Annotated in this window: 22 protein-coding genes; 5 read left to right on the top strand and 17 right to left on the bottom strand. The window is 58.1% G+C overall.

Going from position 1 to position 23,546, the window contains the following annotated elements:
- Nucleotides 1-47: 47 nt before the first annotated feature.
- Entirely contained in the window at nt 48-2,096 is a 2,049-nt protein-coding gene (metG, locus tag C1949_RS10075; protein WP_373289804.1) for a methionine--tRNA ligase, read from the bottom strand.
- A gap of 178 nt (nt 2,097-2,274) precedes the next feature.
- On the opposite strand from metG, the gene C1949_RS10070 reads away from it, so the two are divergent.
- The 3 genes from C1949_RS10070 to C1949_RS10060 all read left to right on the top strand — a co-directional run bounded on the left by C1949_RS10070 (nt 2,275) and on the right by C1949_RS10060 (nt 5,805).
- Entirely contained in the window at nt 2,275-3,813 is a 1,539-nt protein-coding gene (locus C1949_RS10070; RefSeq protein ID WP_104738357.1) for an MFS transporter, read from the top strand.
- Between the two features lie 204 nt (nt 3,814-4,017).
- The gene (locus C1949_RS10065) at nt 4,018-4,536 is read left to right on the top strand and encodes an Hcp family type VI secretion system effector (protein ID WP_104738356.1); all 519 of its coding nucleotides are present in this window, start codon (nt 4,018-4,020) and stop codon (nt 4,534-4,536) included.
- A gap of 126 nt (nt 4,537-4,662) precedes the next feature.
- On the top strand, nt 4,663-5,805 hold the full coding sequence (locus C1949_RS10060; RefSeq protein WP_104738355.1) for a glutathione S-transferase family protein: 1,143 nt from the start codon (nt 4,663-4,665) through the stop codon (nt 5,803-5,805).
- Here the strand turns inward: C1949_RS10060 and C1949_RS10055 are convergent.
- Together C1949_RS10055 and C1949_RS10050 are read right to left on the bottom strand one after the other, a co-directional pair.
- Nucleotides 5,799-6,593: a transporter substrate-binding domain-containing protein gene (locus tag C1949_RS10055; protein ID WP_170063051.1), complete on the bottom strand. Its 795-nt coding sequence runs from the start codon at nt 6,591-6,593 to the stop codon at nt 5,799-5,801. The two genes, C1949_RS10060 and C1949_RS10055, sit on opposite strands and share 7 nt — an antisense overlap.
- Nucleotides 6,594-6,754: 161 nt before the next feature.
- Entirely contained in the window at nt 6,755-7,372 is a 618-nt protein-coding gene (locus tag C1949_RS10050; protein WP_104738353.1) for a phosphoribosyltransferase, read from the bottom strand.
- A 62-nt stretch (nt 7,373-7,434) separates the two neighbouring features.
- Between C1949_RS10050 and C1949_RS10045 the strand changes: the two genes are divergently transcribed.
- Nucleotides 7,435-7,998, top strand: a complete 564-nt coding sequence (locus tag C1949_RS10045) for a phosphoribosyltransferase (protein WP_104738352.1) — start codon at nt 7,435-7,437, stop codon at nt 7,996-7,998.
- Nucleotides 7,999-8,016: 18 nt separating this feature from the next.
- Here C1949_RS10045 and C1949_RS19765 read toward each other — a convergent pair whose 3' ends face one another.
- The 14 genes from C1949_RS19765 to C1949_RS09975 form a co-directional block, all read right to left on the bottom strand.
- A complete protein-coding gene (locus C1949_RS19765; RefSeq protein WP_280527932.1) occupies nt 8,017-9,366 on the bottom strand; it encodes a methyl-accepting chemotaxis protein in 1,350 nt (449 codons plus the stop codon).
- Nucleotides 9,367-9,694: 328 nt separating this feature from the next.
- A complete protein-coding gene (locus C1949_RS10035; RefSeq protein ID WP_170063050.1) occupies nt 9,695-11,032 on the bottom strand; it encodes a DUF1329 domain-containing protein in 1,338 nt (445 codons plus the stop codon).
- 364 nt (nt 11,033-11,396) lie between these two features.
- Nucleotides 11,397-12,767: an autotransporter outer membrane beta-barrel domain-containing protein gene (locus tag C1949_RS10030; protein ID WP_104738350.1), complete on the bottom strand. Its 1,371-nt coding sequence runs from the start codon at nt 12,765-12,767 to the stop codon at nt 11,397-11,399.
- Nucleotides 12,768-13,100: 333 nt separating this feature from the next.
- A complete protein-coding gene (locus tag C1949_RS10025; RefSeq protein ID WP_104738349.1) occupies nt 13,101-13,361 on the bottom strand; it encodes a YebG family protein in 261 nt (86 codons plus the stop codon).
- 194 nt (nt 13,362-13,555) lie between these two features.
- Nucleotides 13,556-13,972, bottom strand: coding sequence for a GFA family protein (locus C1949_RS10020; protein ID WP_104738348.1), 417 nt, complete (start codon nt 13,970-13,972; stop codon nt 13,556-13,558).
- A 75-nt stretch (nt 13,973-14,047) separates the two neighbouring features.
- Nucleotides 14,048-14,356, bottom strand: coding sequence for a hypothetical protein (locus C1949_RS10015; RefSeq protein WP_104738347.1), 309 nt, complete (start codon nt 14,354-14,356; stop codon nt 14,048-14,050).
- A gap of 61 nt (nt 14,357-14,417) precedes the next feature.
- On the bottom strand, nt 14,418-14,768 hold the full coding sequence (locus C1949_RS10010; protein ID WP_104738346.1) for a DMT family protein: 351 nt from the start codon (nt 14,766-14,768) through the stop codon (nt 14,418-14,420).
- Nucleotides 14,769-14,868: 100 nt separating this feature from the next.
- Entirely contained in the window at nt 14,869-15,540 is a 672-nt protein-coding gene (locus tag C1949_RS10005; protein WP_104738345.1) for a LysE family transporter, read from the bottom strand.
- A gap of 105 nt (nt 15,541-15,645) precedes the next feature.
- The gene (locus C1949_RS10000; RefSeq protein ID WP_104738344.1) at nt 15,646-16,170 is read right to left on the bottom strand and encodes a hypothetical protein; all 525 of its coding nucleotides are present in this window, start codon (nt 16,168-16,170) and stop codon (nt 15,646-15,648) included.
- A gap of 183 nt (nt 16,171-16,353) precedes the next feature.
- Complete coding sequence (gene panB / locus C1949_RS09995) at nt 16,354-17,139, bottom strand: 3-methyl-2-oxobutanoate hydroxymethyltransferase (protein ID WP_104738343.1); 786 nt, start codon at nt 17,137-17,139, stop codon at nt 16,354-16,356.
- Nucleotides 17,140-17,380: 241 nt separating this feature from the next.
- On the bottom strand, nt 17,381-17,839 hold the full coding sequence (locus C1949_RS09990) for a DUF2127 domain-containing protein (protein WP_104738342.1): 459 nt from the start codon (nt 17,837-17,839) through the stop codon (nt 17,381-17,383).
- A gap of 107 nt (nt 17,840-17,946) precedes the next feature.
- Nucleotides 17,947-19,284 carry a ferredoxin reductase family protein gene (locus C1949_RS09985; RefSeq protein ID WP_104738341.1) on the bottom strand — a complete coding sequence of 446 codons (1,338 nt, stop codon included), beginning with the start codon at nt 19,282-19,284 and terminating at the stop codon, nt 17,947-17,949.
- Between the two features lie 320 nt (nt 19,285-19,604).
- Nucleotides 19,605-20,324 carry a DUF4336 domain-containing protein gene (locus C1949_RS09980; RefSeq protein WP_104738340.1) on the bottom strand — a complete coding sequence of 240 codons (720 nt, stop codon included), beginning with the start codon at nt 20,322-20,324 and terminating at the stop codon, nt 19,605-19,607.
- Nucleotides 20,321-20,902 (bottom strand): DUF6151 family protein, encoded by a 582-nt coding sequence (locus C1949_RS09975; protein WP_104738339.1) that lies wholly within the window; start codon nt 20,900-20,902, stop codon nt 20,321-20,323. Before C1949_RS09975 ends, C1949_RS09980 begins: the two co-directional genes overlap by 4 nt.
- A 389-nt stretch (nt 20,903-21,291) precedes the next feature.
- Here C1949_RS09975 and C1949_RS09970 point away from each other — a divergent pair, with 389 nt between their 5' ends.
- A complete protein-coding gene (locus tag C1949_RS09970; protein WP_211287114.1) occupies nt 21,292-23,541 on the top strand; it encodes an ATPase, T2SS/T4P/T4SS family in 2,250 nt (749 codons plus the stop codon).
- Nucleotides 23,542-23,546 lie beyond the last annotated feature (5 nt).

Here is a 23,546-nt window from a genome sequence, read left to right as displayed (position 1 = left end):
CCAGGCTAATCGGGCGGCAGGCCGCCCGCTGATTGCTCCGCTTTTGCTTACTTGACCCGCTGGCCCGGCTTGGCGCCTTGATCCGGGCTGAGCAGGAAAATCTCTTCACCGCCCGGTCCTGCCGCCAGCACCATGCCCTCAGAAACACCGAACTTCATCTTGCGCGGTGCCAGGTTGGCAACGTACAGGGTCAGACGGCCTTCGAGCTTGCTCGGGTCCGGGTAGGCGCTCTTGATACCGGAGAACACATTGCGCTTGGCATCACCGATATCGAGGCTCAGACGAAGCAGTTTGTCGGCACCTTCAACGAACTCGCACTTCTCGATCAACGCCACGCGCAGGTCAACGGCGGCAAAGGCGTCGAAGTTGATTTCCTCGGCCAGCGGTTCCTTGACCAGCTCACCGTTACCCGCCGGGGCGGTGCTCTCGGCTGCGGCCAGATCTTCCTTGGACGCATCGATCATGGCGTCGATTTTCGCCGGTTCAATACGGGCCAGCAGCGGCTTGAAGGCATTGAGCTGGTGGTTTGTCAGCAGCGTCTGGTGATCTTCCCAGCGCAGCGGTGCAACGTTCAGGAAGGCCTCTGCGTCGGCCGCCAGATTTGGCAGTACCGGCTTGAGGAAAACCACCAGCTGGCGGAACAGGTTGATACCCAGTGCACAGATGGCCTGGACTTCATCCTGCTTGCCTTCCTGCTTGTTCAATGCCCATGGTGCCTTGTCAGCAATCCAGGCGTTAGCCTTGTCGGCCAGCGCCATGATTTCGCGCATGGCGCGGGAGAAATCACGCTTCTCGTACGCGTCAGCGATGCTTGGTGCTGCGTCGATAAAGGCGCTGCTCAGTTCCGGAGCCGGGTTGCCCTCGACCATCACGCCGCCGTTGCCCTTGTGGATGAAGCCGGCGCAGCGGCTGGCGATGTTGACTACCTTGCCGACCAGATCAGAGTTGACCTTCTGTACAAAGTCTTCCAGGTTCAGGTCCAGGTCTTCCACGCCACGACCGAGCTTGGCGGCGTAGTAGTAGCGCAGGTATTCGGGGTTCAGGTGATCCAAATAGGTGCGCGCCTTGATAAAGGTGCCGCGCGACTTGGACATTTTCTGACCGTTGACAGTCAGGTAGCCGTGTACGTTGACCGCAGTCGGCTTGCGGAAGCCTGCGCCTTCCAGCATCGCTGGCCAGAACAGCGTGTGGAAGTTGACGATGTCTTTGCCGATAAAGTGGTATAGCTCGGCGTTGGAGTCTGCATTCCAGAAAGCGTCAAAACTCAGCTCGGGACGACGGCTGCAGAGGTTCTTGAAACTGGCCATGTAACCGATCGGTGCATCCAGCCAGACGTAGAAGTACTTGCCGGGCTCGCCTGGAATCTCGAAGCCAAAGTAGGGCGCGTCACGGCTGATGTCCCATTCCTGCAGGCCGCTATCCAGCCATTCGGCAATCTTGTTCGCGACGGCGTCCTGCAGGGCACCGCTACGGGTCCACTGTTTGAGCATGTCGGCGAAATCTTGCAGGCGGAAGAAGAAGTGCTTGGAGTCTTTCAGGACCGGGGTTGCGCCGGAGATCGCCGAGCGTGGGTCTTTCAGTTCGGTTGGCTCGTAGGTTGCGCCGCACTTCTCGCAGTTGTCACCGTACTGGTCCTCTGCCGCGCACTTGGGGCAGGTGCCCTTGATGAAGCGGTCGGCCAGGAACATGCCCTTTTCCGGATCGTAGTACTGGGTCACCGAGCGGGTGCTGATGTGGCCAGCCGCGTTCAGACGGCTATAGATCAGCTCTGCCAGCTCGCGGTTTTCCTCCGAATGGGTGGAGTAAAAATTGTCAAAGTTGACCAGAAAGTCCGCGAAGTCTGCTGAATGCTCGGCATGTACGTTGGCGATCAATTGCTCGGAGGTGATGCCTTCCTTCTCGGCGCGCAGCATGATGGCAGAGCCGTGGGCGTCGTCCGCGCAGACGTAGACGGCCTGATGGCCACGCAGCTTCTGGAAACGAACCCAGATGTCGGTCTGAATGTACTCCAGCATGTGCCCAAGGTGGATGGAACCGTTGGCATAGGGCAGGGCGCTGGTAACGAGGATCTGACGAGTCGCGGCGATATCGGACATGGGCGTTTGGGATACTTTGCGGTTGAACGTGAAAGGGCTGGGATGATAGCAGAAGGGGCGCTGCGAAGGGAGTCTTGGCAGCGCCTGCGAGAAGGGCTGTATTGTAATTTGCAGTTGCAACTGTACCTTGCTGAGACGATTGGCGCCGGCGTATAAGGTCCTGCTGCAAGGAGGCTCCATGCCATTCACCCCCGCTTCAACTTCCCCTGCCCATCCGCGTGCTGGCCGTCGCGAGTGGTTGGGCCTCGCCGTGCTGGTGCTGCCCACCCTGTTACTAGCCCTGGATATGACGGTATTACACCTTGCAGCGCCGCACCTGAGCGCTGATCTCGAGCCTTCAAGTGCCGAGCTGCTGTGGATTCTGGATATCTACGGTTTCATGGTGGCGGGGTTTCTCATCACCATGGGCACCCTGGGTGACCGGATCGGCCGTCGTCGCTTGCTGCTGATTGGCGCAACTGCGTTCGGACTCGCGTCCCTTGCCGCGGCCTTTGCCCATAGCTCGGTGATGCTGATCGCCACTCGGGCGTTGCTCGGCATCGCCGGTGCAACCTTGATGCCGTCGACCTTGGCGCTGATCCGCAATATGTTCCACCTCGAACATGAGCGCACCTTGGCAATTACCATCTGGATGACTGGCTTCATTGTTGGTAGCGCTATTGGTCCACTGGTCGGCGGCATCATGCTCGCGTTCTTCTGGTGGGGCTCGGTGTTTCTGTTGGCGGTACCGGTGATGGTCTTGCTGCTGCTGGTCGGTCCCTGGCTGTTGCCCGAGTTTCGTGACGAGCAGGCCGGCCGCCTGGATCTTGCCAGCGCGCTGCTGTGCATCAGTGCCGTGTTGTTATTGATCTTTGGCATCAAAGACAGCGCGCGCGACGGGATCAACCTATTGGCCAGCGGTTCCCTGCTGGCCGGTTTGGTGGTTGGCACCCTGTTTGTTCGCCGTCAGCGCCGACTGGTTGAGCCGATGTTTGATCTTGCGCTGTTTCGCCAGCCTGCGTTCAGCGTGTCGGTCAGCGCTATGATGCTTTGTATTCTGGCGCTGTCGGGCGCCTGGTTGTTGATCTTCCAGTACCTGCAGGGAGCGCTTGGTATGACGCCACTCCAGGCAGGGCTGGTCATGCTGCCGTCGGCGCTGTTGCAGACGGCGGCCTCGCTTTTGGTGCCGCGCATGGCGCGCTGGCTAGCGCCGCGCGTGCTGATCAGCGGAGGGCTGCTGATTGCCGTAATGGGTTTCCTGGTGCTGTTGGTGATCGGGCAGTTCCCGGGGCCATGGCTGATGGTGCTGGCCACCGTGCTGCTGGGCGTCGGTATCATGCCGATGATGATTCTGGGCACTGATCTGGTGATCGGGTCGGCGCCGCCAGAGAAAACCGGCGCTGCGGCTGCAACGTCCGAAACCGCAACCGAGATGGGGATGGCACTGGGCATAGCGGTGATCGGCAGCGTGGGCGCCGCCGTTTACCGAGAGCATATGATGGAGCAATTGCCTGCCGGGTTGAGTGCACATCAGATCGAAGTTGCCAGCGATACGGTTGGCGGTGCGCTTGGCCTGGCCGCACACTTGCCAGAGGTGATGGCGACTCAGGTGCTGTCGGCGCTGCAACTGAGTTTTACCCTGGCGCTGCAGACCAATGCCTTGATTGGCGCAATCATCATGGGCGGCGCAGCTTGGCTGACGGGGCGCTATCTGGCTGGCGCCAAACCGCATCGATGATCAAACGGCTGCGCAGAGACCTGCGCAGTCGGTCGGAAGAAGTTGCCCAACCAGACTGTTGATATCTCGGAATAATGTCATGTTCTGAGTGAGGATGTGCTGGTAACCTTCTGATATTTAGCCCTTATTTTTACTTGGCTTGGCTCTTGTAAGAAGAGTTTCTCCGGGATTTTCCGGGGCAACTGACTGACGCAAGGAGCACACATGCCAACACCTGCCTATCTCACCATCGAAGGCACCAAACAGGGGCTGATTACCGCCGGTACTTTTACCGAGGACTCGGTCGGCAATATCTTTCAGGAAGGTCACGAAGACCAGGTACTGGTGCAGGGCTTCAATCACCAGGTCATCATTCCGCGTGATCCCCAGTCGGGTCAGCCGACAGGTCAGCGGGTACACAAGCCGCTGATGATCACCAAGGTGTTCGACAAGTCCTCGCCACTTATCTTCAACGCGCTGACCTCCGGCGAGCGGCTGTCACGCTGCCGACTGGAGTGGTATCGCACATCCGCAACCGGCACGCAGGAACATTACTTCACCATCGAACTGCAGGACGCCATCATCGTCGACGTCCAGTCACAGATGCCCAACTGCCAGGACCCGGCCAAAGCGCATTTTACGCATCTGGAAGACGTGTATTTCACCTACCGCAAGATCATCTGGACACATGAAGTGTCCGGTACCTCCGGCTCTGACGACTGGCGCAGCCCGATCGCAGCCTGATCGCGGTTACCACCTCTACTCACACGGGGGAGGTGGTATTCACGAGACATTCCCTCGGGTTGTCTACTTTCTGCGTCGCTGGCAGTATTTGTGCGGGGAAAACAGACAACAACCAAGGGAGCCCTGATGAAATCTACCTCAGCCTATCGCCTGTATGGCGCGTCGCATTCGCTGTATACCGGTAAGGCACGTTGCTATCTACGCAATCAAGGGCTGCCCTACGTTGAACTATCGACCTGGCATCCAGATTTTGCCGAGCGCATTCTTCCGCAAATCGGGCGAGGCATCATCCCGGTGCTGGAAACGCCAGACGGTCAGGTAATCCAGGATACCGTCGACATCATCGATCACCTGGAGGCGCAGGGCGTCCCTTGGCCAGCCTACCCACAGACTCCGTTACAGCGCGTTGTTGCCGTTATCATTGAGTATTACGGTGGGCAGGCCATGTTGAAACACGCCATGCACTACCGCTGGTCATACCGGGCGGAGCAGGAAGCGTTCCTGCGTTGCGCCTTTACTCTCGGCTCGGGGGCTCAGTTGGCCGAGCAGATCATGGGCCGGATGAACTCCTATTTACCGCGCCTGGGAGTCAACGCAGACAGTATTCCGCAGATCGAGTCATCCTTCCTGCAGTTGCTCGATCGCCTGGAACAACACTTTGCAGAATGGCCATATTTGCTCGGCACTCAGCCTTCGATTGCCGACTATGGCCTGATCGGCCCGATGTTTGCTCACTTGGGCCGCGACCCGGTACCGCTGGCCATCATGCAGCGCCGGGCACCACGTGTTCACCGCTGGGTCGAGCGGATGACAGCGCCAGGACTCGATGTTGTCGAGTACGCCGAGTCGGAGCCAGCGTTCGTCGCCAATGATGACTTACCTTCAACGCTGATCCCGGTGTTGCAGCATATCGCCGAGGAAATCTTTCCGGAGTTGACGGACAAGCTGGCGTTTCTTGATGCCTGGGTTGCCGAGTTGCAGCCGGCCGACGGTACCCCGGTCACAGAAAAGCCGCAGGTGCGCCAAGTGGGGATGATTCAAACCCGGTTTCGTGGTGCCACCATTGAGGTCGGGGTCGAGCCTTACCTGCTTTACATTCTGCAGCGTGCAACCGATACCCTGCTGGGGCTGCAAGAGCCGGAGCGTGCGAGGGTTCAGGGTCGCCTAGCTGAACTCGGACTAGCCGATGCCATCCGGCTCGGGCGTCAATGGAGAGTAGGGCGCAGGCAAAACATCGAAGTCTGGGAGGGTGTGGCAGCCACTCAATGAGTTGTCGCTAGGCGACGCCGGACTCCACGCAACATCGGCGGCTGGGGATTGGCCTCACGCCACTGAAAAAAAGCCGAGTCGAGTGTTTCCGCAAGTTGTAGGGCGTCCGGGTTACGCCGTGAAATGACATAGACCAGTGGCCATTCGTCCAGTTGGTCGCAGCGAGTGCCTTGCAGCGGGTAATGGCGCATTGCGCGCTGCATTGGGTGGCCGTAACTGATCAGATATTGCGCCCGTCCGCGCAGCAGCAATTCCATCGCAGCGATGTGGTCCGGTGCCACAATCGGATGGGAGTGGTTCTCGGCAATAACCCGGTTGAGTTGCTCTCGATAGGTGTACCCCCGAATAAGCACCAAGTCGTGCCTGGAGAGGTCTTGGAGGCTGCTGACTTTCGGAGTGCCTTCAAGGGCAAAGGCGCACAGCTTGACGTTGATGTCGAGGGCACTGGATTCCACGGTAAATCTGCTCAAGGCCGGCACCCCTGGTGAGCCGGGCCACAGGTCTATATCTCCGGTCTCCAGGTAATGATAGATGCGGTTGATCGGGTAACGCTTCCACTCAACCCGGAATCCGCTGGCTGCCGCCAGTTCGTTGGTCAGCTCGATGATGCGTCCCTGAGCTTGGCCTTGCTCGTCGGTATAGGCCAGCGGGGGGAACTGAATGTAGCCAGCCGTCAGCACAGGCAGATCCGACTGGTTGGCGAGGCTAGCGACAGGCGTACCGAGAGCCAGCACCAGGCCGACAAGTGCACGAATAACCCTTTGGCCAAGGGCAACAGGCGTTTTCATTGTTGTTGTCATTGTGGTGTAACAAACGCATGGGTGTGTACCGAAGATAGCGAGCGGGAGTCAGGGCGTCCAGCGAATCACCTGAATGGGGTAGGGGGGGGCGGCCGCGTCAGAGACGCGGCGGTTGGTCTTGCGGCACTACCGTGAAGTTGCTGGAGAACTCAGTCCAGTGCATTGACGGAATCGAGGATCGGGCTCAGATAGGGCTTGTGCTGATCTATCTCCGAGCGAGTCAAACCGTTCATTTCGTAAGGAAACACCAGCCAGTCTTCGGTTGAGTACAGGCAAAAGTCAGGCTGCAGGCTGGTCTTCGCCGCGCCGGTACGCTTATAGAGCGTTGCGATGCGGGTGTCGGTCGGCATGTTGCGTTTGAGCTGCCCGTTCAGCTTGTCGATGACCGCCTGCACGCTGTGCCCGGTGCCGAATGCGTCGTCGACGATCAACAGCCGGTCACTTTGGTTCAGGTTGTCCAGCAGGTAGTGGGTGCCGTGCACGCGAATCTCGGCTTCAGGTGCTGCGACCATGGCTTCGTAATGCTCCATGCCGCGATAGGAGGTGCGCAACGCGATGTGGTCGGTTTTAACACCCAGGGTCTGCAGGCACTCCTGCACGTAAATACCCACAGTGCTGCCGCCACGCCACAGCCCAACGATGAAATTGGGACGGAAACCGCTCTCGAAAATCTGTACACCAAGACGAAAGGCATCTTCGATGAGCTGGTTTTCATCGAGGAACCGGCGATTGCGAGTGCTTTGCTGCGGGGAATTGGATTGGTTCATAGCTTGCCAGGCGGCTCCCTCTGGTGTGATCATGGCACGATTCTGGAGAAGCTTACGGTCTTATGGCTGAGAAACAATACCTTAGTGCACAAAGTCTGCTCGAAGACGCTTTCAGTCTGGCCGCGCAGGTGCTCAATTCGGGCTTTCGCCCGACGTTCATGATTGCGGTCTGGCGCGGTGGTGTGCCGATGGGTATCGCGGTTCAGGAGTTTCTGGACTACCACGGGGTACACACCGACAACATTGCGATTCGTACGTCCTCGTATCACGGCATTGACCAGCAGAGTAAGGAAGTGCGTGTGCACGGCCTGAATTATCTGGTCAAGCATGTGACCCACGAAGATTCGTTGTTGATCGTTGACGACGTTTTTGACACCGGCCGCTCGCTGGAGGCCATCATCAACGAGCTGCGGCAGAAAGCGCGCCTGAATACACCCCACGATATCCGTGTCGCCGTGCCGTACTACAAGCCAAGCCGCAACGAGCTGGACTGGGAGCCGCAGTACTATCTGCACAGCACCGACGCCTGGCTGAAGTATCCGCATTCGCTTGAGGGCTTGAGTGCGGAAGAGATCAAGGCGAACCGTCCGGCGCTGTATGAGATTCTGCAGGCGCATATCAGTTGATATGGCCTGCAGCTTGGTTCAGTTGACGTCCAGCAAACCTGCGGTAGAGCGACAGACGTTGTCTGCACCCTGATAGATTTCCTGCATGATGCCCGATACCTGGCTCGTTCGGTTGCTTCCTTCCTCGGCCGTGAGGCTAACAGCATCAACGTTGTAGGTGACGCGTTGCAGCATCTCGCGGTTCTTTTGTACGACAGAAGCAATCTGCGAGGTGGAATTGCTGGTGCGACCGGCCAGTTGGCGCACTTCATCGGCTACCACGGCAAATCCCCTACCTTGCTCTCCCGCCCGGGCGGCTTCAATTGCGGCATTCAAGGCCAAAAGGTTGGTCTGATCCGCGATGGCCGTGATGGTCGCAACAATGTCTTCAATGCTGCGCGACTGGGTATTCAGTTCGGCGATCAAGGCCGTAGTCTCTGTTACCTGGCTGGCAATTCGAACGGCAGTATCCACTGCGTCCTGTAGCGCCTTTAGTCCTTGCTGGGCGATAGCTGCGGTTTCTTCCGATGTGCTGCTGGCGACCTCGGCGGCCTGCCGAATGGCCAGGTTTTGTTCAACGCGGCGGGTAATGTCGCTAGCAAATTTCACCACTTTGATAACCTTGCCAGCGTCATCAAAAACCGGGTTGTAGGTTGCCTCGAGCCACAGGGTATTGCCGCGCTTGTCCACGCGATCAAACTGCCCTGACTTGAATTCTCCGCGGGCGAGTTCGGCCCAGAATCTGGGATGTTGCTGATAGAAGTTGTCGCGGCAGAAAATACGGTGGTGCTTTCCACGCAGCTCCTCCAGCCGGTAGCCGAGCAGGTTTAAAAAGTTGCTGTTGGCTGTAGCGATGGTGCCATCCGGCGTGAACTCGATGACCGCGAGAGACTTGTCGAGCGCTGCAAACACCGCATCTCTTTCCTGCAGCTGTGTTTTGGCGTCGGTCACATCAGCAGCAATCTTGAGCACACTTACGACCTTGCCGCTCTCATCCTTTACTGGAAAGTAAGTGGCTTCCAGCCAGACGTTCTGCCCCTGGGCTGTGCGCCGCCGAAAGGTGCCCGAATGGGCTTTGCCGTCCGATAGGTCGCGCCAGAAACGTTGGTACTCGGGGCTGCGCAGATAGGCTTCATCGCAGAACATCCGGTGATGCTGCCCCAGTACTTGCTCAAGCGGATAGCCCATGAGCTGCAGAAACAGTGGGTTGGCGTCCGTTACCGTGCCGTCCGGGGCGAACTCGATGGAGGCCATGTGACCTTTAAGAGCCATGAGCTGGGTTTTATATACCTGCATTTCCGTGTGCTGGCGGTTGCTATCGTTATTACGCTTAAACTTGAACATGGTGTTGCTCCGGACAGCTAATAGGAAACTGCGCTCCACCTGCACAGAAACTATTGTTGTTATTGATGCGAAACGAATCCGTTAGTCGTCTACGAAGGGCGTCGCCGATGGGGATATGGCCACTTGCAACCACGCCAGATTACTCTTTGGTTGTGACTCTGATCAAATACTCTGTAACTAGATATTTCCATTCGGGCTAATGGGCATTCTGGTCGGACTTTAGTCCTTGACTTGAGGTGTGGCAGGCCCTCGAGGGAGGGGGAGGGAGACAGGAGAGGGTAGCCAAAGTCTGAGGGAGGGCGTTGGTTGAGCGCGGAGAAATACGAGCTACCCACAGTTTGACGAAATACCGGCTACTGTGGGTAGCGTCAGCTCAGTTACCTGCGCGACGAAGCGCTTGCGGCGAGAAGTCTCGAGGCGTCAGCGGTGCATTGAAGTCGTACATCGGCTCGTTGTTATCCAGGCCGTCGACGAAATAGTTGCCGTCCTGCAGGTGGTACAAGGTCTCCAGAGTACTACTGAACATCGGAACGTCGTAGTAGTTGATTGGGTGGCTTTCCTGCAGACCAATCAATTCACCAGCACTGTTGCGCAGATCGACAGCCAGGATCTGCCAGCTGTCCTCGTCGATGTAAAAACGCCGCGCCGCGTATGGGTGGTGATAGCCGGTACGCAGGGTGGCGTCGAGTACCCACACACGGTGCAACTCGTAACGCAGCAGCGCCGGATTAAGGGTGTTCGGTAGCACAATCTGATCGTAGGGAATGCCCTGCTGATGCACCGCATAGCTGTTGTAGGGCACCAGCAATTGCTGCTTGCCTACCAGGTTCCACTCGTAGCGGTCCGGCGCACCATTGAACGAATCCACCACGTCTGCGGTGGCCAGATCGCTGGTGTCAGGTTGAATTGAGTCATAGGCGAGCACGGGCAGGCGACGGACTCGGCGGCTATCCGGGCTGTAGCGCCAGGCGCGGCGAGTGGTCAACACCTGATCCAGCGGATCCTGTACGACCAGCGCCGTACCCGCGAGCTTGGCAGGCGCGGTGACCACATACTTGTAATACAGCAGCGTGTTGTCCAATTGCTCGGTGGTCATGCCATCCCGGTTGTAAACGTAATAGATCGACCGGTCACGCGTGATCAGGTTGGCCTTGCCATTAATTACGACGGCCTGACTGTTAATGAAGCGGTTCTGCTCGCCTTTGTAGTGAAGGATGTGGTTCCAGATAACCTCCATGCCTTCCTGCGGGATCGGGAACGGAATGCCCGTCGCTGCTCCGCGTATGCCGTTGCCGTTGGCGATCAGTTCGGCGCGCGTGGCGTTGGCTCGGGTTGCGCGATAGATACGCTCAGGCGCTGAAGCACTGCGGCGACTGGGAAAGACGCGCAGATAGTATCCAGGCTGACGCTTGAGCAACTCTACGAGCCCTGCAGGCAACTGATCCTGATACTGGCTGAGGTTGGTGATATCCACGCGGAGTCGCTCGGCGTCGGCAGCGAACGGGTCAAGGTGGTGCATGCCAGGATGATAGCCCGCCGGAGCGCTGGTGCCACCGGTCCAGGCTGGAATCGTGCCTTCAGCGTTGCCGGCTTGCTCGGCACCGAGAGGGGTAAGGTCGCGGCCCAGTCGGAGGGCTTCGTCGGGCTCCACCTTGGCGTATGCCGCGCTGGCGAAGGCCGTTACGGCAATAAATGCAATCATCCTGCGCATGGTTTAACTCCTTGTAACGCTGGCCGGAACACAGATGCTGGCCGTGGTTGCGGCTATTCAGTAAGGGAGGAGGGTTGACCGCATGGCCAAATTTCGCGCGAATTGTAGCGTTAAATGTCCGGCGTCATGGTGTTGACTACAAATTGCTACAAGACCGTTCTGCAAGCTGTGAGCTGGTTCTCTTTTGCTGCCGTTAGGTCAGCTGGTGAAACCCTGATTGCATCCTTACTAAGAGCAGCCCATTGCCAGCGGGCGACCAGGCTAGGTCGCCACTGCGGGTATGCTGGCTCAGGGGCTGGGCAATCCGATCAGGCTGGCGGCGAGTCCGAGCCCCGACAACAAGCAGGGCGCCAACTGACAGCCGTCAGAAGCGCAACTGAACGCCGGCAACGGCAGAGCCGTAGCTGTCGACAGAGTCGATGCTGGTACTGTAGTTAGCGTATGCCGTCAGCTCTTCACTGAACGCCGCTTCAATGCCGATGCTTGCAGTGAAGTAATCACGATCAGGGTTGCTCGTCTGCAGGCGATTATTGGCGACATACAGGTGACGGGCTTCGTCCTTGTACTCGTGCTCCCATGCTAGGCTGGCACGTGGAGTGAGCACGGCAGCTCCGGTCTTGATTTGCATTGACGTATCAAGCCCGAACATCGAACGAAGTGATCTGGCACGCTGCTGGCTAACTTCACTGCCGTTATTGTAGCGGTATCCGTCAATGTCACTGTATACGTACTGCGCGCGGGCAAATGGGTCGAGAGACACCGCGCCTAGCTGGTTGTGGTAACCGAGGCCCAGCAGCAGTGACAGCTCATCGGCGCTGGTATCCGCATCGGCGTTGGTATCCAGATCGTAATCTGCGCGGGTATAACTCAAAATGCCTTGCCCATGGAGCCGCTCGGTCAGCTGGTAGCTGCCGAACGCGGACAGACTGGTTGCGGTGCGCGTGATTTGATCGCTGGAAGCGTCCACATTGCTGTCGCCATCTTCATAGCTGAGTGCCGCACCGAGTACCAGAGACGGGGTCAACTTGTGATCCAGGCCAGCAGTGATGCGGTTGCTGCGAGAATGGTAGCCCGCCTGGTAGGCGTCCGAATCAACGTCATGTTCATCATGACTGGTCTGCAGGAAGAAACCGTGCTGCGGTATCCAGGAGGCCTCGCGGAGACTGCTCAGGCGTTGAGTCAGCACGCGCGCAAGCGCCTTATTCGAGCTGATCGAAAGATCGCCCAGCAGCACATCTGCAGATACCAGCGGCAGGGTTGCCAGATAGATGACGCCGGGCCCCGTGATGGTTGTAGTGTAGGTGCCGGCGTCACCAGCGGCAAAGCCGGTATCGACGATAATGTACCGGGTCCCGGCTGTCAGGTTGATGTTATCGATATTGGACGTGGTTACGCCGCCGTTACCGTCATCGTCGCCGGCGACAAAGTTGGCCACTTGATCGGCAGGGTCAAAGCTGCCCTGATAAACAAACAGGTAACCATCGTAGGTTTGGCTGGATTCAAGCGAATAACTGCCATCTGTACCGACATAGAAAGGCTGCGCATTGTAGGTAACAGGACCAAGGCCGGAACAGCAGCTGCCGTCTGCGAAAGGACGATTCCAGGAGCCATCGGGCGCATTCAGGTTTCCGCTGTAGCTGGCCGTGGCGGCTGAAGCATTGAGGGCAAAACCGCCTGTGCACAGTAGCGCAGCACTGATGGCGCTACGCAATCTCAAAGCACGCGTGTTCAACATGGTTTTCTCATTGTAGGAATGGCAGAAAGCCTAGCCTACGGGCAGCCACCGTTGATGAGAAGTGGGGAGGAGAGATTTATTTGACGCTTTCCCTCGAATGCCTTTTTTAGTGGCGGTAATGTGTTGCTGCATTAAGGGCGGCTCAATTAACGCCATTAAGTTAATTGATTTCACCGACAAACTGCGCTGCAGCACTATCTCCCTGTGACCAACATTACCACCGGGAGATTCACCATGAAGATGATCAAACGTATTGTCCGCCTGCGCCAACCTGTGACTAGCGAGCAGCCTGCAGAGGCCCATCCGAACTTCTGGATGTACCTGTAACCTGATTCAAGCCGCCCCGGAACTATCCAGTTCGGTCAGGACCTCGGGGTTGTTTTTGAAGGCTTTGGCGAAGATGTCGCGGTGACGGGCCATGTAGATGCTGACCTCTTCGGCAAGCTGTTCGCCCAGTTGTGGTACCGCTTTCTGCAACACCTCACCCAGTGTTTCAGCCAGTTCCAGCATCTTGTCATGACGGTCTGCTTGGGCTTTATCCATGAACAGTTGCTCCGGGTCTCTGCTACTGCGGTAAACAATTTCAACGGCCATGCGCACCTCTGGCTTGTTGGCAAAGAAGGGTGAGCGCACGCTGCGCCCAGACGCCACTATCATACTGTATGAAAATACAGTGTAAAGCGCGAATTACATCGGCCAGAGAGTGCGTACTTACACGCGGCAGGCTCACCGAGAAGGAGGTGCAAGTTTCTGAGCGTAGGTATCGTGGTTGATCGATCAGCCCGTTTTCAGGGTTGGTAATCGAATACCTCGACGCCCGGAGGAATCTGGTACCAGTCCTGCTTCTCGCTAACCCATACGTGACGGGTAGGTTTGATAACGCGTGTATCGTCGAGATTCGACGGCTTCAGCTTGATGATGCCAGGCTGCGCCGGGCTATAGTGGTAGATGCGATTGCCACAGGTCGGGCAAAAGGCGGCGCCATTGATGTTGCCGCTGTCGGCCACGCGGCTCCAGTGTGTGAGCGGCCCGCTGAAGCGAATGTCCTGCTCGTGAACGATCGCGGTGATGCTGAAGGCGCTCGTGGAGAGCTTCTGACACTCGCGGCAGTGGCACGCCATGACTGCTTGCGGTTGTGCCAGCAACTGGTAGCTGACGCTGCCGCATTGGCAGGAGCCAGAGATAGGGTACTGAATTGCGTTCATAGCGGGGCTCACATGGCAAGGACAGCGTATTGTGCCAGTTGAGGCTGAGCGCTGTCTTGTCGCCGTGCGACAGATTCAGTCGGCGCGGAGATACCGATTCTTGCGGGCGTTGATCATCATCAGGGTGATCCAGTAGGCAATGCTGACGACAGCGGGAAGGTACAGCCAGCGCGGATTCTGGATCTGCAGCAATGACAGCGCCTCCAGCCCAATCACGAGCAGCGTAACCAGATGCAGTGGCCCCGGCACAAACAGACTGCTGTCTAGTATTTTGTTTTCCAGTGGGCTCAGGTTGTCGCAATTGTTGGCGATGCCGCAGGCGGCAAAGAACAGCACCAGAGCGCCGAACAGCATGACCAGATTAACCAGAAGAGGGATCAGCACGCGCGTTCCTTACAGGCTGAGTGACGAGATATGTGCACCTTAGATCAGATCATTGCCGAGGTTAAGCCAGCTTGTCTCGAAACATGAAGTAGACCGCAGCGAGCAGGCAGAGTCCGGCCCACAGATAGTCCAGTTTCAGTGGCTCCTTGAGATACATCACCGAAAAGGGAACAAATACCGACAAAGTAATGACCTCCTGAATAATCTTCAGTTGGCCAACTGACAACACACTGAAACCAATCCGATTGGCAGGCACCTGTAGCAGGTATTCAAAAAGGGCAATCCCCCAGCTGATTAAGGCCGCAATGATCCAGGGTTTGTTGTTCAGCTCCTTGAGGTGGGCGTACCAGGCGAAGGTCATGAAGATGTTGCTGCAGACCAGCAACGAAATGGAGATAAGCACTGGGTGCATGGCAGCTACTCGAGAGGCAGTACACAAGACTGGTGGAAAGTCGGGCTCGCCTCGGGCATGGGCCGATATACGCGCCTGACGATGCGCTTTGGCAAGGAAGTCAGGCCCGTAGGTGCGTATCCGTCATGATGACGGTTGTACCGGTGGTCTCTGAACCGGGTTGCAGCAGGTTCTTGATTGATGCCAGCGCCAGGGCAAGAAAAGCGATGGCACATATCCGATAGGTCAGCCGCGCCCAGCGGCGGCCGGCGTTACGGAATACCCGATCAACGATGGCGGCGCAGACGAATGCCCAGGCGACCGATGCAGTCATGAAACCAGCGAAGAACATGCCATAGTCCGATAGCGTCGGGTTGTTAACGCCCACCGCCCCCATGGCGCTACCCAATGCTACCCAGTAGGCAATGTTCTGCGGGTTGGTCAGAGACAGCACGGCGCGCAGCGCACGCTTACGGCAGGGAGCGCCGGTCTGAGTGTCCACTGCAAACTCCTGATCGGCACTTGACCAGGATTCCCAGGATAGCCATAGCAGATAGGCTGCCCCTGCTATTGCAACCGGTATCTGCAAGACCTCCATCTGCAACAGCAAACCGACTCCACCGAGCCCGAGAATGGCCCAGGTCGCGTCGCCGACCAGTGAGCCAATCTGCACCGCAAACGCGGAGCGAAAACCGCCCCGAATGCCTTCGCGCACGGTTTCAGCGAAGACTGCGCAAGGGGCGGCGTTAAAGATTAGGCCAAGGGCAGCAGCAGCGAAAAACAGAGTCAGCATGGCGATATCCGGAAAAATTGAGCACCGCATAATGGCATTGGCTTGTGCCGTATCCAAGCGGGATATTGCAAGCGTGTGTAAAGCGTGGAGACGTCGTTGCTGTTATTAGATACCGGTCTCTTCATCTGGCGCGGGAATGCGAAATCCCTCCGGTACTCGGCGTGCTTCGTAGCGCGTTTTCGTCTTCAGGCTTTCGTAAATGACCAGGTCAGACTGCAGCTTGAGCATGCGATAGGCGTCGTAGTTGAACGCATCGCTCGGATCGGACGGCTCGAACTCGTCGCCGTGTAACCAGCCGCGAAAAATGGTGAAATAGATGCCTCCAGCCGCGCCCCATTGACCCGTTTCGCGAGAGAAACTGACCCTCCCGTTGGTGCTGACAGTCTGAAAATCGACTTCGTAGGTTCCGTCAGCATAATGCCGATTGAGCCATTGGTGGCGAGAACCATCCTCACGTACCAGTGAGCCGTACCAGTTGCCGACTAGCCCGTCCCATATCACCTGTTCATCGCTGCGCTGGTCCTGCGTCCAGCCCTGAATAAACTCCGGCAGCGAGATGGATTCGACGTCTTGCTTGCACCCACCCAGTAGCAGGAAAGCGGACAGCAGTAGGATTGCTCGAGTGGTCATGCGCGCCTCCTGCGCAGCGGGGTAAGGCGTCAGTCAAGCATAGTTGGCCGGTGACGGGAAGTGACACGTATACGTGTTTGCAGCTCAAGAATGCGGTTTCTGCGTTCGCTCTTTTCCCTGGGTAGCTGCAAGAAACACGATAACGGTTTCCTGCGGCGCGCAGGCGCGCCGCAGGAGCATACCTCAGTGTCGACCGGTGCCGGTCAGTTGAATGATGTTGTTGGGAAACTCAAGCGATTCCACCTCGGCGGTGAAGTCCCGAGCAACCTTGAGGATGGTGTCGCTGACGTGCGCGTACTGCTTGGAGAAGGGCGGCCAGTAGTCGCCCAAGCCGAGCGCGTCGTTGATCACCAGTACCTGACCGTCGCAGTCGGGGCCCGCACCGATACCGATAGTCGGGATACGCAGCGTGCGGGTAATAACGCCTGCGAGGCTGTAAGGGATATGTTCCAGAACAACCATGAACGCGCCTGCGTCTTCGATCAGCCTGGCTTCCTCGAGAATACGCCGGGCGTCAGTATCATCGGTCCCGACCCGTTTAAAGGATGTAGCGGTCTGCGGCGTCAGCCCAGTATGGCCAACCACAGCGACGCCGTTGTCGACCAGGTGCCGAATCACTTCCTCCTTTGGGCCCTCAAGCTTGATGCTGCTAGCGCCGGCGGCAATCAGCCGTTGGGCGCTCGCCAGGGCCGTCTGCGGATCGGTATCGGTCAAGTAGGGCAGGTCGCCGATGATATGGGTGTTGGGCGCGCCGCGCCGTACCGCTCCAATGTGATACTCCATATGCTCCAGGGTCACATCACGGGTACTTTCAAACCCCATTTCGACCATACCCACGGTATCGCCGACCAGAATCACCGGTACGCCAGCTGCTTCAATGCCACGGGCAACCGGGCAGGTATAGGCGGTCAACATGGTGATTGGCTTTTTGCCCTTGCGGGCAAGAAAATCAGCTTCGTGCAGAGTCATGGTGATGTCTCCCAGTTCGGTGGTATCCGGCGCAGGCTCACAACGCTGCAGCTTTCGCAGGTGGTCGCAAGCCAGTGCCGAGTGCTGGGATACCAGTAAAGCGAAAGACGCTCAAGCACTATTGGCGATGGTTATTTTGTTCGGCCGGTACCATCGGCAAAGCCAAGCCTGCTCGCTGACATGCCTTGTGGCGCCGCTTGCCAATGGTGTGGGCATAGCGCCCGAAAGCGGGTCTATGGAATCACTGCTGGTGGGTTTTACGCTGGACCCGCAGCGTCAGATACAGATAAAGCACGATAGCCAGATTGAGTACGAGCAGCCCGGTACTGAGCAGGTTCGGGCTCGTAGCGAACTCATAGAGTTCGGCAGGCAGGTATATGGCACCGCTGACCAGAGCAAACCACTCGGTCCAGCGAACCTGATGCCATAAGCCCCAGGACTCGATGAACCGCACCAGTGAGTAGACCATGGCGCCGGTGGCAATCAACCCAAGCCGCGCGTCACTGAGGCTGCGGCTGGCGTCAATAATGATGCCAGGCAAGTGGCTTGCGGGGTTCAGGTGCAGGTGAGTGACTAGTGATTCGGCGACGCTTTGCAGGTTATCGCCGGCCAGTTCGTGAATGCCGAGCGCGACGAGCAGCGCCAACAGTCCCTTGCTGGCCTCGAACAGCGCAATAGGTTTCAAACCAGACAGTTTCATGCCGATACCTTGCCTTCTATCTATCCCGGCCGTTGTCGTTGGCGTTGATCGTACATTCATTCGGCCTCGCCGACATGCTTTGTGTTGCGGAGCAGGAGGGTGAAAAGCTAACGCATTTCGAACAGCTCCTGGTGTATCCGTTTAGCGGACAACCCCAGGCTGATGAAGTCGCGCCGCAGGGCCTGCCCAAACGCGGTCGGGCCGCAAAACCACACGCTGGCCTGCTGCCAATGCGGAGCCAGAATTCTTATCTGCTCGGCTGTCAGGCGACCGTCGCGCGGCGAGACGCGCAAGTGCAGACGTATGCCGGCAGCGGCCGCATCGGCAGACAGCTTATCGATGGCTGCCTGGTCGACATCGCTGGTGACGTGGAAAAAATCAATATCGTGCTCGCCGCCTTGCTGCGCCAGATATTTCATCCGCGCGATGAAAGGCGTAACCCCGATGCCTGCGCCTACCCATATTTGTCGGGGAGCCGGGTCAGAGAAGTCGAAGCAGCCGTATGGACCTTCAACGGTGACCTGCATGCCGACCCGCAGCCAGTGCTTGAGCTGTCGGGTCCAGTCACCCAACGCCTTGACCACGAAGGTGACCTTTGGCATGGCCGGGTCCCACGCTGAGGCTATCGTGTAGGGGTGAGCGCCTTCATCAGCCTTGGATGTCACGAACGCAAACTGACCCGGGGTATGGCCGGGCCAGTAATCAGTCAGCGCTATTCGCGCTTCAATTACGTCAACACCGGGGTAATGGGTTATTTCTTCAATCTGCCCTTGAGCCCTGCGACTGCGGCCAACCCGTCCGGTCAACACCAACACTGCCGCGACGCACCCAGCGATCAGCAGCAGTAGAGTCAGCCAGCCAACAGGCTGACTCCAGTAGCTGAACTTGATCAACACCAGACTGTGCCACGCGAGGACCAAATAGGCGATTGCGAGCCAGTTATGCGTCTTCTTGAACCAGCGGTAAGGGACCGCTTTGAGCAGCGCAAGAATAATCAGCGCAGCAGCACCATAGAAGGCCCATTCGCCCAACGATTCGGCCAGCCCACGCTGGCTCCGCAGCCATTGTTCTGCTGCCGAGATATCTAGCCCGGCGCCCCCCTCGCGGCGGGCGGGACGGCTGAGCCATCCCCACCCCACCATCCACTTGGTGCCTTTGGCAAACCACCAGTGTGCCGTGCAGACAAATAACGCACCGATCCCAAGCCATTTGTGCAGGCGGTACATCTTGTCGAGGCCGCCCAGGTGCCGTTCAAGCCAGCAAGGACGGCTGGCCAGAATCATCGCGACACTCATCATCGCCATGGCAAGGACTCCGGAGTACTGCACAAATACCCCGCGAAATGCGAAGTACGTAAAGGGGGTAGGCAGTAGGGTATCGGCCGCCAGCCAGGCAGCGGAGGTGGCTAGCAACAGAAGGCAAAGCGCCAGCTTGATTCGGCTCATGGTTAGCACTCGTGTTAAGTCGAATGATTTTGCGACCGACTAAATGCCCGGAACAGAGCGGTCGCTTGACGACTTATGGTACTGCAACACAGGGGCATCGGGAGGGAAAAGAACGGATTATTGTGGCTCGAATTCCTGGCTGGCCGCTCGAACCTGGTTACCTAGTGACCCCCTTTCACGCTTTCCAACGCTGCCAATTGCACAGCCGGCCAGCAGCCCGGTAACCGATATCTGTAAATACCGGCCTGTCAGCCGTGAATGAACTTCCGGGGCGACGAAGAGCGGCGGGGAAGGCCCCACCGCTGGCATACTACCGCCGCTCAGCTCTTCTCCTGCGCGGATTTACTGGCCGGTCCGGGGCGCAACCAGCGAAAGGACCGGCGCAAAAACGCGTCAGCGTTGCTTTCGATCAGGACCCCGTGAGCCATGACAATGCGCTCTGGCTGCCACGCCAGTATATGCTCAATATGGGCTCTGGCCTGGTCATGGTGGCCGCGAAAGCTGAAGCGCCAGTCAATTGGCATGCCGCCATTGGGTGAAACGACTCCGGCGGCTTTGGCCAGTGGTCTTTGCAGCCAGCCCAACTGGTCAGGGTGAAAGTTCTCAATCAGGTCTGAGACGATCAAGGTGCGCGAGGCCTTGTGCAGGAAAACGCACTCGGTCATGGCGGGTGACCCGGTGAACAGCAGTTGGTCTATTTCTGCCAACCAAGGCGGCTCACCTTCACCGAGCGTGCCGTCAAATCGCAAGTCGGGCCGTTTCTCCTGGACCTCACGGGTCCCCCACAATGCAGCGTTTGGCCAGGCCTGCTGCCAGTCTGCAACAAACAGGTGGTGCAAATGGTTGGGGGCGATTAGCCAGCGTACGGGCCCGAGTGCGTCAATCGCATCCCGCAGTGGATCAGTTAGGCGCACCGGGCTGTGCACCCACAGGTCGCCGTTGGCCAGACGAATTACCGTCATTCGAGTGCTGAAGGGCAGGGTGAAGAAGCGAACGGATTCGCCGTCAACCAGCCAAACAGAAGAACAGAGTTGATTCATACCGTGCTACCAGGCGAGACAATTTGTGGTTCGGTAATCGGTTTTTTGCCGGCAAAAAACGGGTTTGGGTGAGTTTTCCCTCCCAGCTTCCAGAGCGCAATCTTGAACAGGATCTTGCGCATGTAGCCCTTGGCCGGCGCTGCCCGCACCTTTTCTCTTGGAACAGTGCCCGTGGCGCTGCTCAGGTTGACCAGTGCGCGGACTGGCCCGGTCTTGAACTCGGCATCCGGGTCACTGATGAAGGCGTGGATGAGCCCCACCAACGGCATGCCGGGGCCAAGGGTGTTGCCAATCGGGGTATTGCAGCAGCCAGCGTACCAGCGGTACAGACCTTTTTCGCTCAGGCGCAGACAGCGAATCTGGTCATGGCCATGGTGTATCTGCAGTCTGGCTGGCGGGAGCTGGTAGATATCGGTCCCCCCTTCGGCATCGAGTATCCGATCCGCCGCGTTCAAGGCGTGAGCAAACGCCTGGCAGTCGCGGCAGTAGCAAACGACACGCGTGCCGTCGACAGGGTAGACCTTGATTGCTCGGCCCCTGACGGTGCCGCATTGGCACTGCAGTGCGAGGTTGTCCATATGCACATCTCCTTATCGGGTAGGCTTTGCTCATTAAAGACCAGCACCGACGTATTGTAGCGCGGTCATCGCGACTGTTCGTGACAGGTCAGGCTTGCCGTGATCCGGTAGTGTCTGATTTTTGCGCCGCTGTCGCCAGTACCGGGGACAGTCAACAACAAGTGTCCCGGTGTGTCTGACATTAGCAAAACCCCGGGGTTACGGTGATGACCACTATTGCCCCCCAAAGCTAAGAGTGGCTGGCCTAATTGCAGGAATGCTGGCATAAAGGCGTTGAAGCTGGCCGGTGGTGCTGGCTGAAGTGAGGCGCCTGCTGCTATGGCACCGACACGTCTGCTTCAGCCCCCACCTTGAACCAGGCCCGTATGCAGTCGTGACAGGGGACGGATTTGCAAAGCAACGATCGGATTGAGCGATACGCGCATGCCATAGCGAGCGTTGACCGCAAGGCATTTATTCTCAGCGATGGCCAGCGCAGGGTTGCTGGTCGCGGTATTCCTCCACAAAAGGCAGTCGAGCAGATACTCGATATTTGCCGCATCGACCGACAGTCTCGGGTACTGCACCTGGGCTCGGGATCAGGCTACCTGACCGCCATATTGGCGATGTTGGCGAAGGAAGTAGTGGCTGTAGAGCGACTGCAGCCACTTGCCGACCTGTCACGTGAACGCTTGGCAGCCCAGGGGTTGCAGAACGTCACAGTGCGCTGCGGCGATGCCAACCTGGGAGCGTCTGATCTGGCGCCCTTTGATCTGATCCTGGTCTCCACACCCAAGATTGCGACCAGAGAACCGCTGTGGGACCAGTTGGCGTTGCGTGGTGAGTTTGTCTGTATCGAGATTGGCGACGCCTCTCGTCAGCTACTGGTGAAATACATCAACCGCGGCAACAAGCGCATTGCCCGCAGTGAGCATGGTTTTATCGAGTTCGTCACCAGTGGCGACGACATCTACGTCGAGCTGGGTTTCGTCTCGCCGGATGTGCTGCGCGAGGCGCGTGCGAAGGCTGCCCGCAACCGGACCCTGGTCGTCGACGAAATCAGCCGCCTGCAGAATCTTGACGCGCAGAAGCTGTATCGCGCGTTATCGGACCAGTACGGACTGCCGCTGCTCAGTGCCAACGAGGTGATGGCACGAATTGACCCGCAGCTACACGCTAACCTGTCGCGTGCCTACCTCAGCCACGAACACATCATTCCGATTCGCTCTGATGGCAAAACGGTTGTTGTTGCCTGTCGCGATCCGAACGCACCGATGGATGAGGTGCAGCAGCTGTTTCCCGGTCTGAAGATTGACCGGGTATTGGTAACCCCAGTCGATTATCGCCGCATCTGGGGGGCGCTTGAGCGCGGTGGGCAGACCCTTGATCGGATCGATCCAACCGCGACTAGTGACGCCGACAGCGACCTGCTGGCGGCGCAGAGCGAAAACAGCGAGGCCAAGCTGGTCAACCTCTACGAGGCCTTGCTGCTGGATGCTGTGGCTGATCGTGCCAGTGATATTCACCTTGAGCGCTATGGTGCAGATATTCGCGTGCGGCTGCGGGTGGATGGCGAACTGCGCGACCTTAACCACTACTACATCACGCCTGCCGAGTATGCTGGCCTGATCAACGTGATCAAGCTGCGCTCTGAACTCAACATCGCTGAGCGCCGGCTTCCCCAGGGCGGCCGCTCGCAGGCGCGGGTGGGCGACTCACGATTTGATCTGCGTGTGCAAGTGCAGCCGTCGCTACATGGCGAGCATGTTGTCATTCGTTTGCTGCCGCAAAATTCGTCACTGATCAGCATAGAAAAGCTGGGTATGCAGGAGCATATTGCCAACGCCTACCGGCGGTTGCTGCGCAACCCGGCCGGACTGGTGCTGGTAGTTGGCCCGACCGGGTCGGGCAAGACCACCACGCTTAATGCCGGTCTCCAGCTGTTGGCGGAAGACACCACCCGCAAGGTCATCACCATCGAAGACCCGATTGAATACTCTATCGACAATATCCAGCAGACCCGGGTGCGCCCGGATATCGGCTTCAACTTTGCCGATGCCATGCGTTCGTTTGTACGGCAGGACCCGGATGTGATTCTGATCGGCGAAATTCGTGATCATGAGACCGCTCTGGAGGCCATCCGTGCCTCGCAGACCGGTCACGTTGTACTGTCAACCCTGCACTGTAACGATGCGGTAGACGCCGTGCAGCGCCTGTTCGACCTGAATGTTCACCCCAACTCGCTGGCCAGCGAGCTGCTGGCGGTCATTGCTCAGCGTCTGGCCAAGCGTGTGTGTGTGCACTGCAAGGTTGAGGACGAACCCGACCCGGAAATTCTCAAGGAAGTATTCCCCAAGGCGATTCCCAAGGGGTTCCGTTGCTTCCGTGGCAAGGGGTGCGCGCAGTGCAACGGCACTGGCACCAAAGGGCGTGTGGGCGTTATTGAGTATCTGCAGTTCAATGGCGAGCTGCGTAATGCGGTATCACGGCATACGCCGGTTGGCGAGTTGCGAGCCCTGGCACTGGATTCCGGGCTGTACACTATGCGTGACAGCGCTTTGGATCACGTCATTCAGGGCAACATTCCGCTTAGCGAGCTACCGCGGATTCTGCCGCAGGAGCGCATGGCGCCGGAAAAACGCGGTCAATGGAAGGCCTGAGGAGA

It is taken from the genome of Halopseudomonas oceani (assembly GCF_002903165.1).
In the GTDB taxonomy this organism is placed as follows: domain Bacteria; phylum Pseudomonadota; class Gammaproteobacteria; order Pseudomonadales; family Pseudomonadaceae; genus Halopseudomonas; species Halopseudomonas oceani.
This window is presented reverse-complemented; position numbering and strand designations above follow the sequence as displayed.

Excerpts from the sequence above, each read along its gene's own strand:
- C1949_RS10055 (WP_170063051.1), bottom strand. The coding sequence starts at position 6,593 with ATGAAAACGCCTGTTGCCCTTGGCCAAAGGGTTATTCGTGCACTTGTC.
- panB (WP_104738343.1), bottom strand. The coding sequence starts at position 17,139 with ATGACTCTGCACGAAGCTGATTTTCTTGCCCGCAAGGGCAAAAAGCCA.
- C1949_RS10005 (WP_104738345.1), bottom strand. The coding sequence starts at position 15,540 with ATGCTGACTCTGTTTTTCGCTGCTGCTGCCCTTGGCCTAATCTTTAAC.
- C1949_RS10035 (WP_170063050.1), bottom strand. The coding sequence starts at position 11,032 with ATGCGCAGGATGATTGCATTTATTGCCGTAACGGCCTTCGCCAGCGCG.
- C1949_RS10000 (WP_104738344.1), bottom strand. The coding sequence starts at position 16,170 with ATGACCACTCGAGCAATCCTACTGCTGTCCGCTTTCCTGCTACTGGGT.
- C1949_RS10020 (WP_104738348.1), bottom strand. The coding sequence starts at position 13,972 with ATGAACGCAATTCAGTACCCTATCTCTGGCTCCTGCCAATGCGGCAGC.
- C1949_RS10060 (WP_104738355.1), top strand. The coding sequence starts at position 4,663 with ATGAAATCTACCTCAGCCTATCGCCTGTATGGCGCGTCGCATTCGCTG.
- C1949_RS10065 (WP_104738356.1), top strand. The coding sequence starts at position 4,018 with ATGCCAACACCTGCCTATCTCACCATCGAAGGCACCAAACAGGGGCTG.
- C1949_RS09975 (WP_104738339.1), bottom strand. The coding sequence starts at position 20,902 with ATGGACAACCTCGCACTGCAGTGCCAATGCGGCACCGTCAGGGGCCGA.
- C1949_RS10010 (WP_104738346.1), bottom strand. The coding sequence starts at position 14,768 with ATGCACCCAGTGCTTATCTCCATTTCGTTGCTGGTCTGCAGCAACATC.
- C1949_RS10050 (WP_104738353.1), bottom strand. The coding sequence starts at position 7,372 with ATGAACCAATCCAATTCCCCGCAGCAAAGCACTCGCAATCGCCGGTTC.
- metG (WP_373289804.1), bottom strand. The coding sequence starts at position 2,096 with ATGTCCGATATCGCCGCGACTCGTCAGATCCTCGTTACCAGCGCCCTG.
- C1949_RS10045 (WP_104738352.1), top strand. The coding sequence starts at position 7,435 with ATGGCTGAGAAACAATACCTTAGTGCACAAAGTCTGCTCGAAGACGCT.
- C1949_RS09990 (WP_104738342.1), bottom strand. The coding sequence starts at position 17,839 with ATGAAACTGTCTGGTTTGAAACCTATTGCGCTGTTCGAGGCCAGCAAG.
- C1949_RS10030 (WP_104738350.1), bottom strand. The coding sequence starts at position 12,767 with ATGTTGAACACGCGTGCTTTGAGATTGCGTAGCGCCATCAGTGCTGCG.
- C1949_RS09980 (WP_104738340.1), bottom strand. The coding sequence starts at position 20,324 with ATGAATCAACTCTGTTCTTCTGTTTGGCTGGTTGACGGCGAATCCGTT.
- C1949_RS10070 (WP_104738357.1), top strand. The coding sequence starts at position 2,275 with ATGCCATTCACCCCCGCTTCAACTTCCCCTGCCCATCCGCGTGCTGGC.
- C1949_RS09985 (WP_104738341.1), bottom strand. The coding sequence starts at position 19,284 with ATGAGCCGAATCAAGCTGGCGCTTTGCCTTCTGTTGCTAGCCACCTCC.
- C1949_RS10025 (WP_104738349.1), bottom strand. The coding sequence starts at position 13,361 with ATGGCCGTTGAAATTGTTTACCGCAGTAGCAGAGACCCGGAGCAACTG.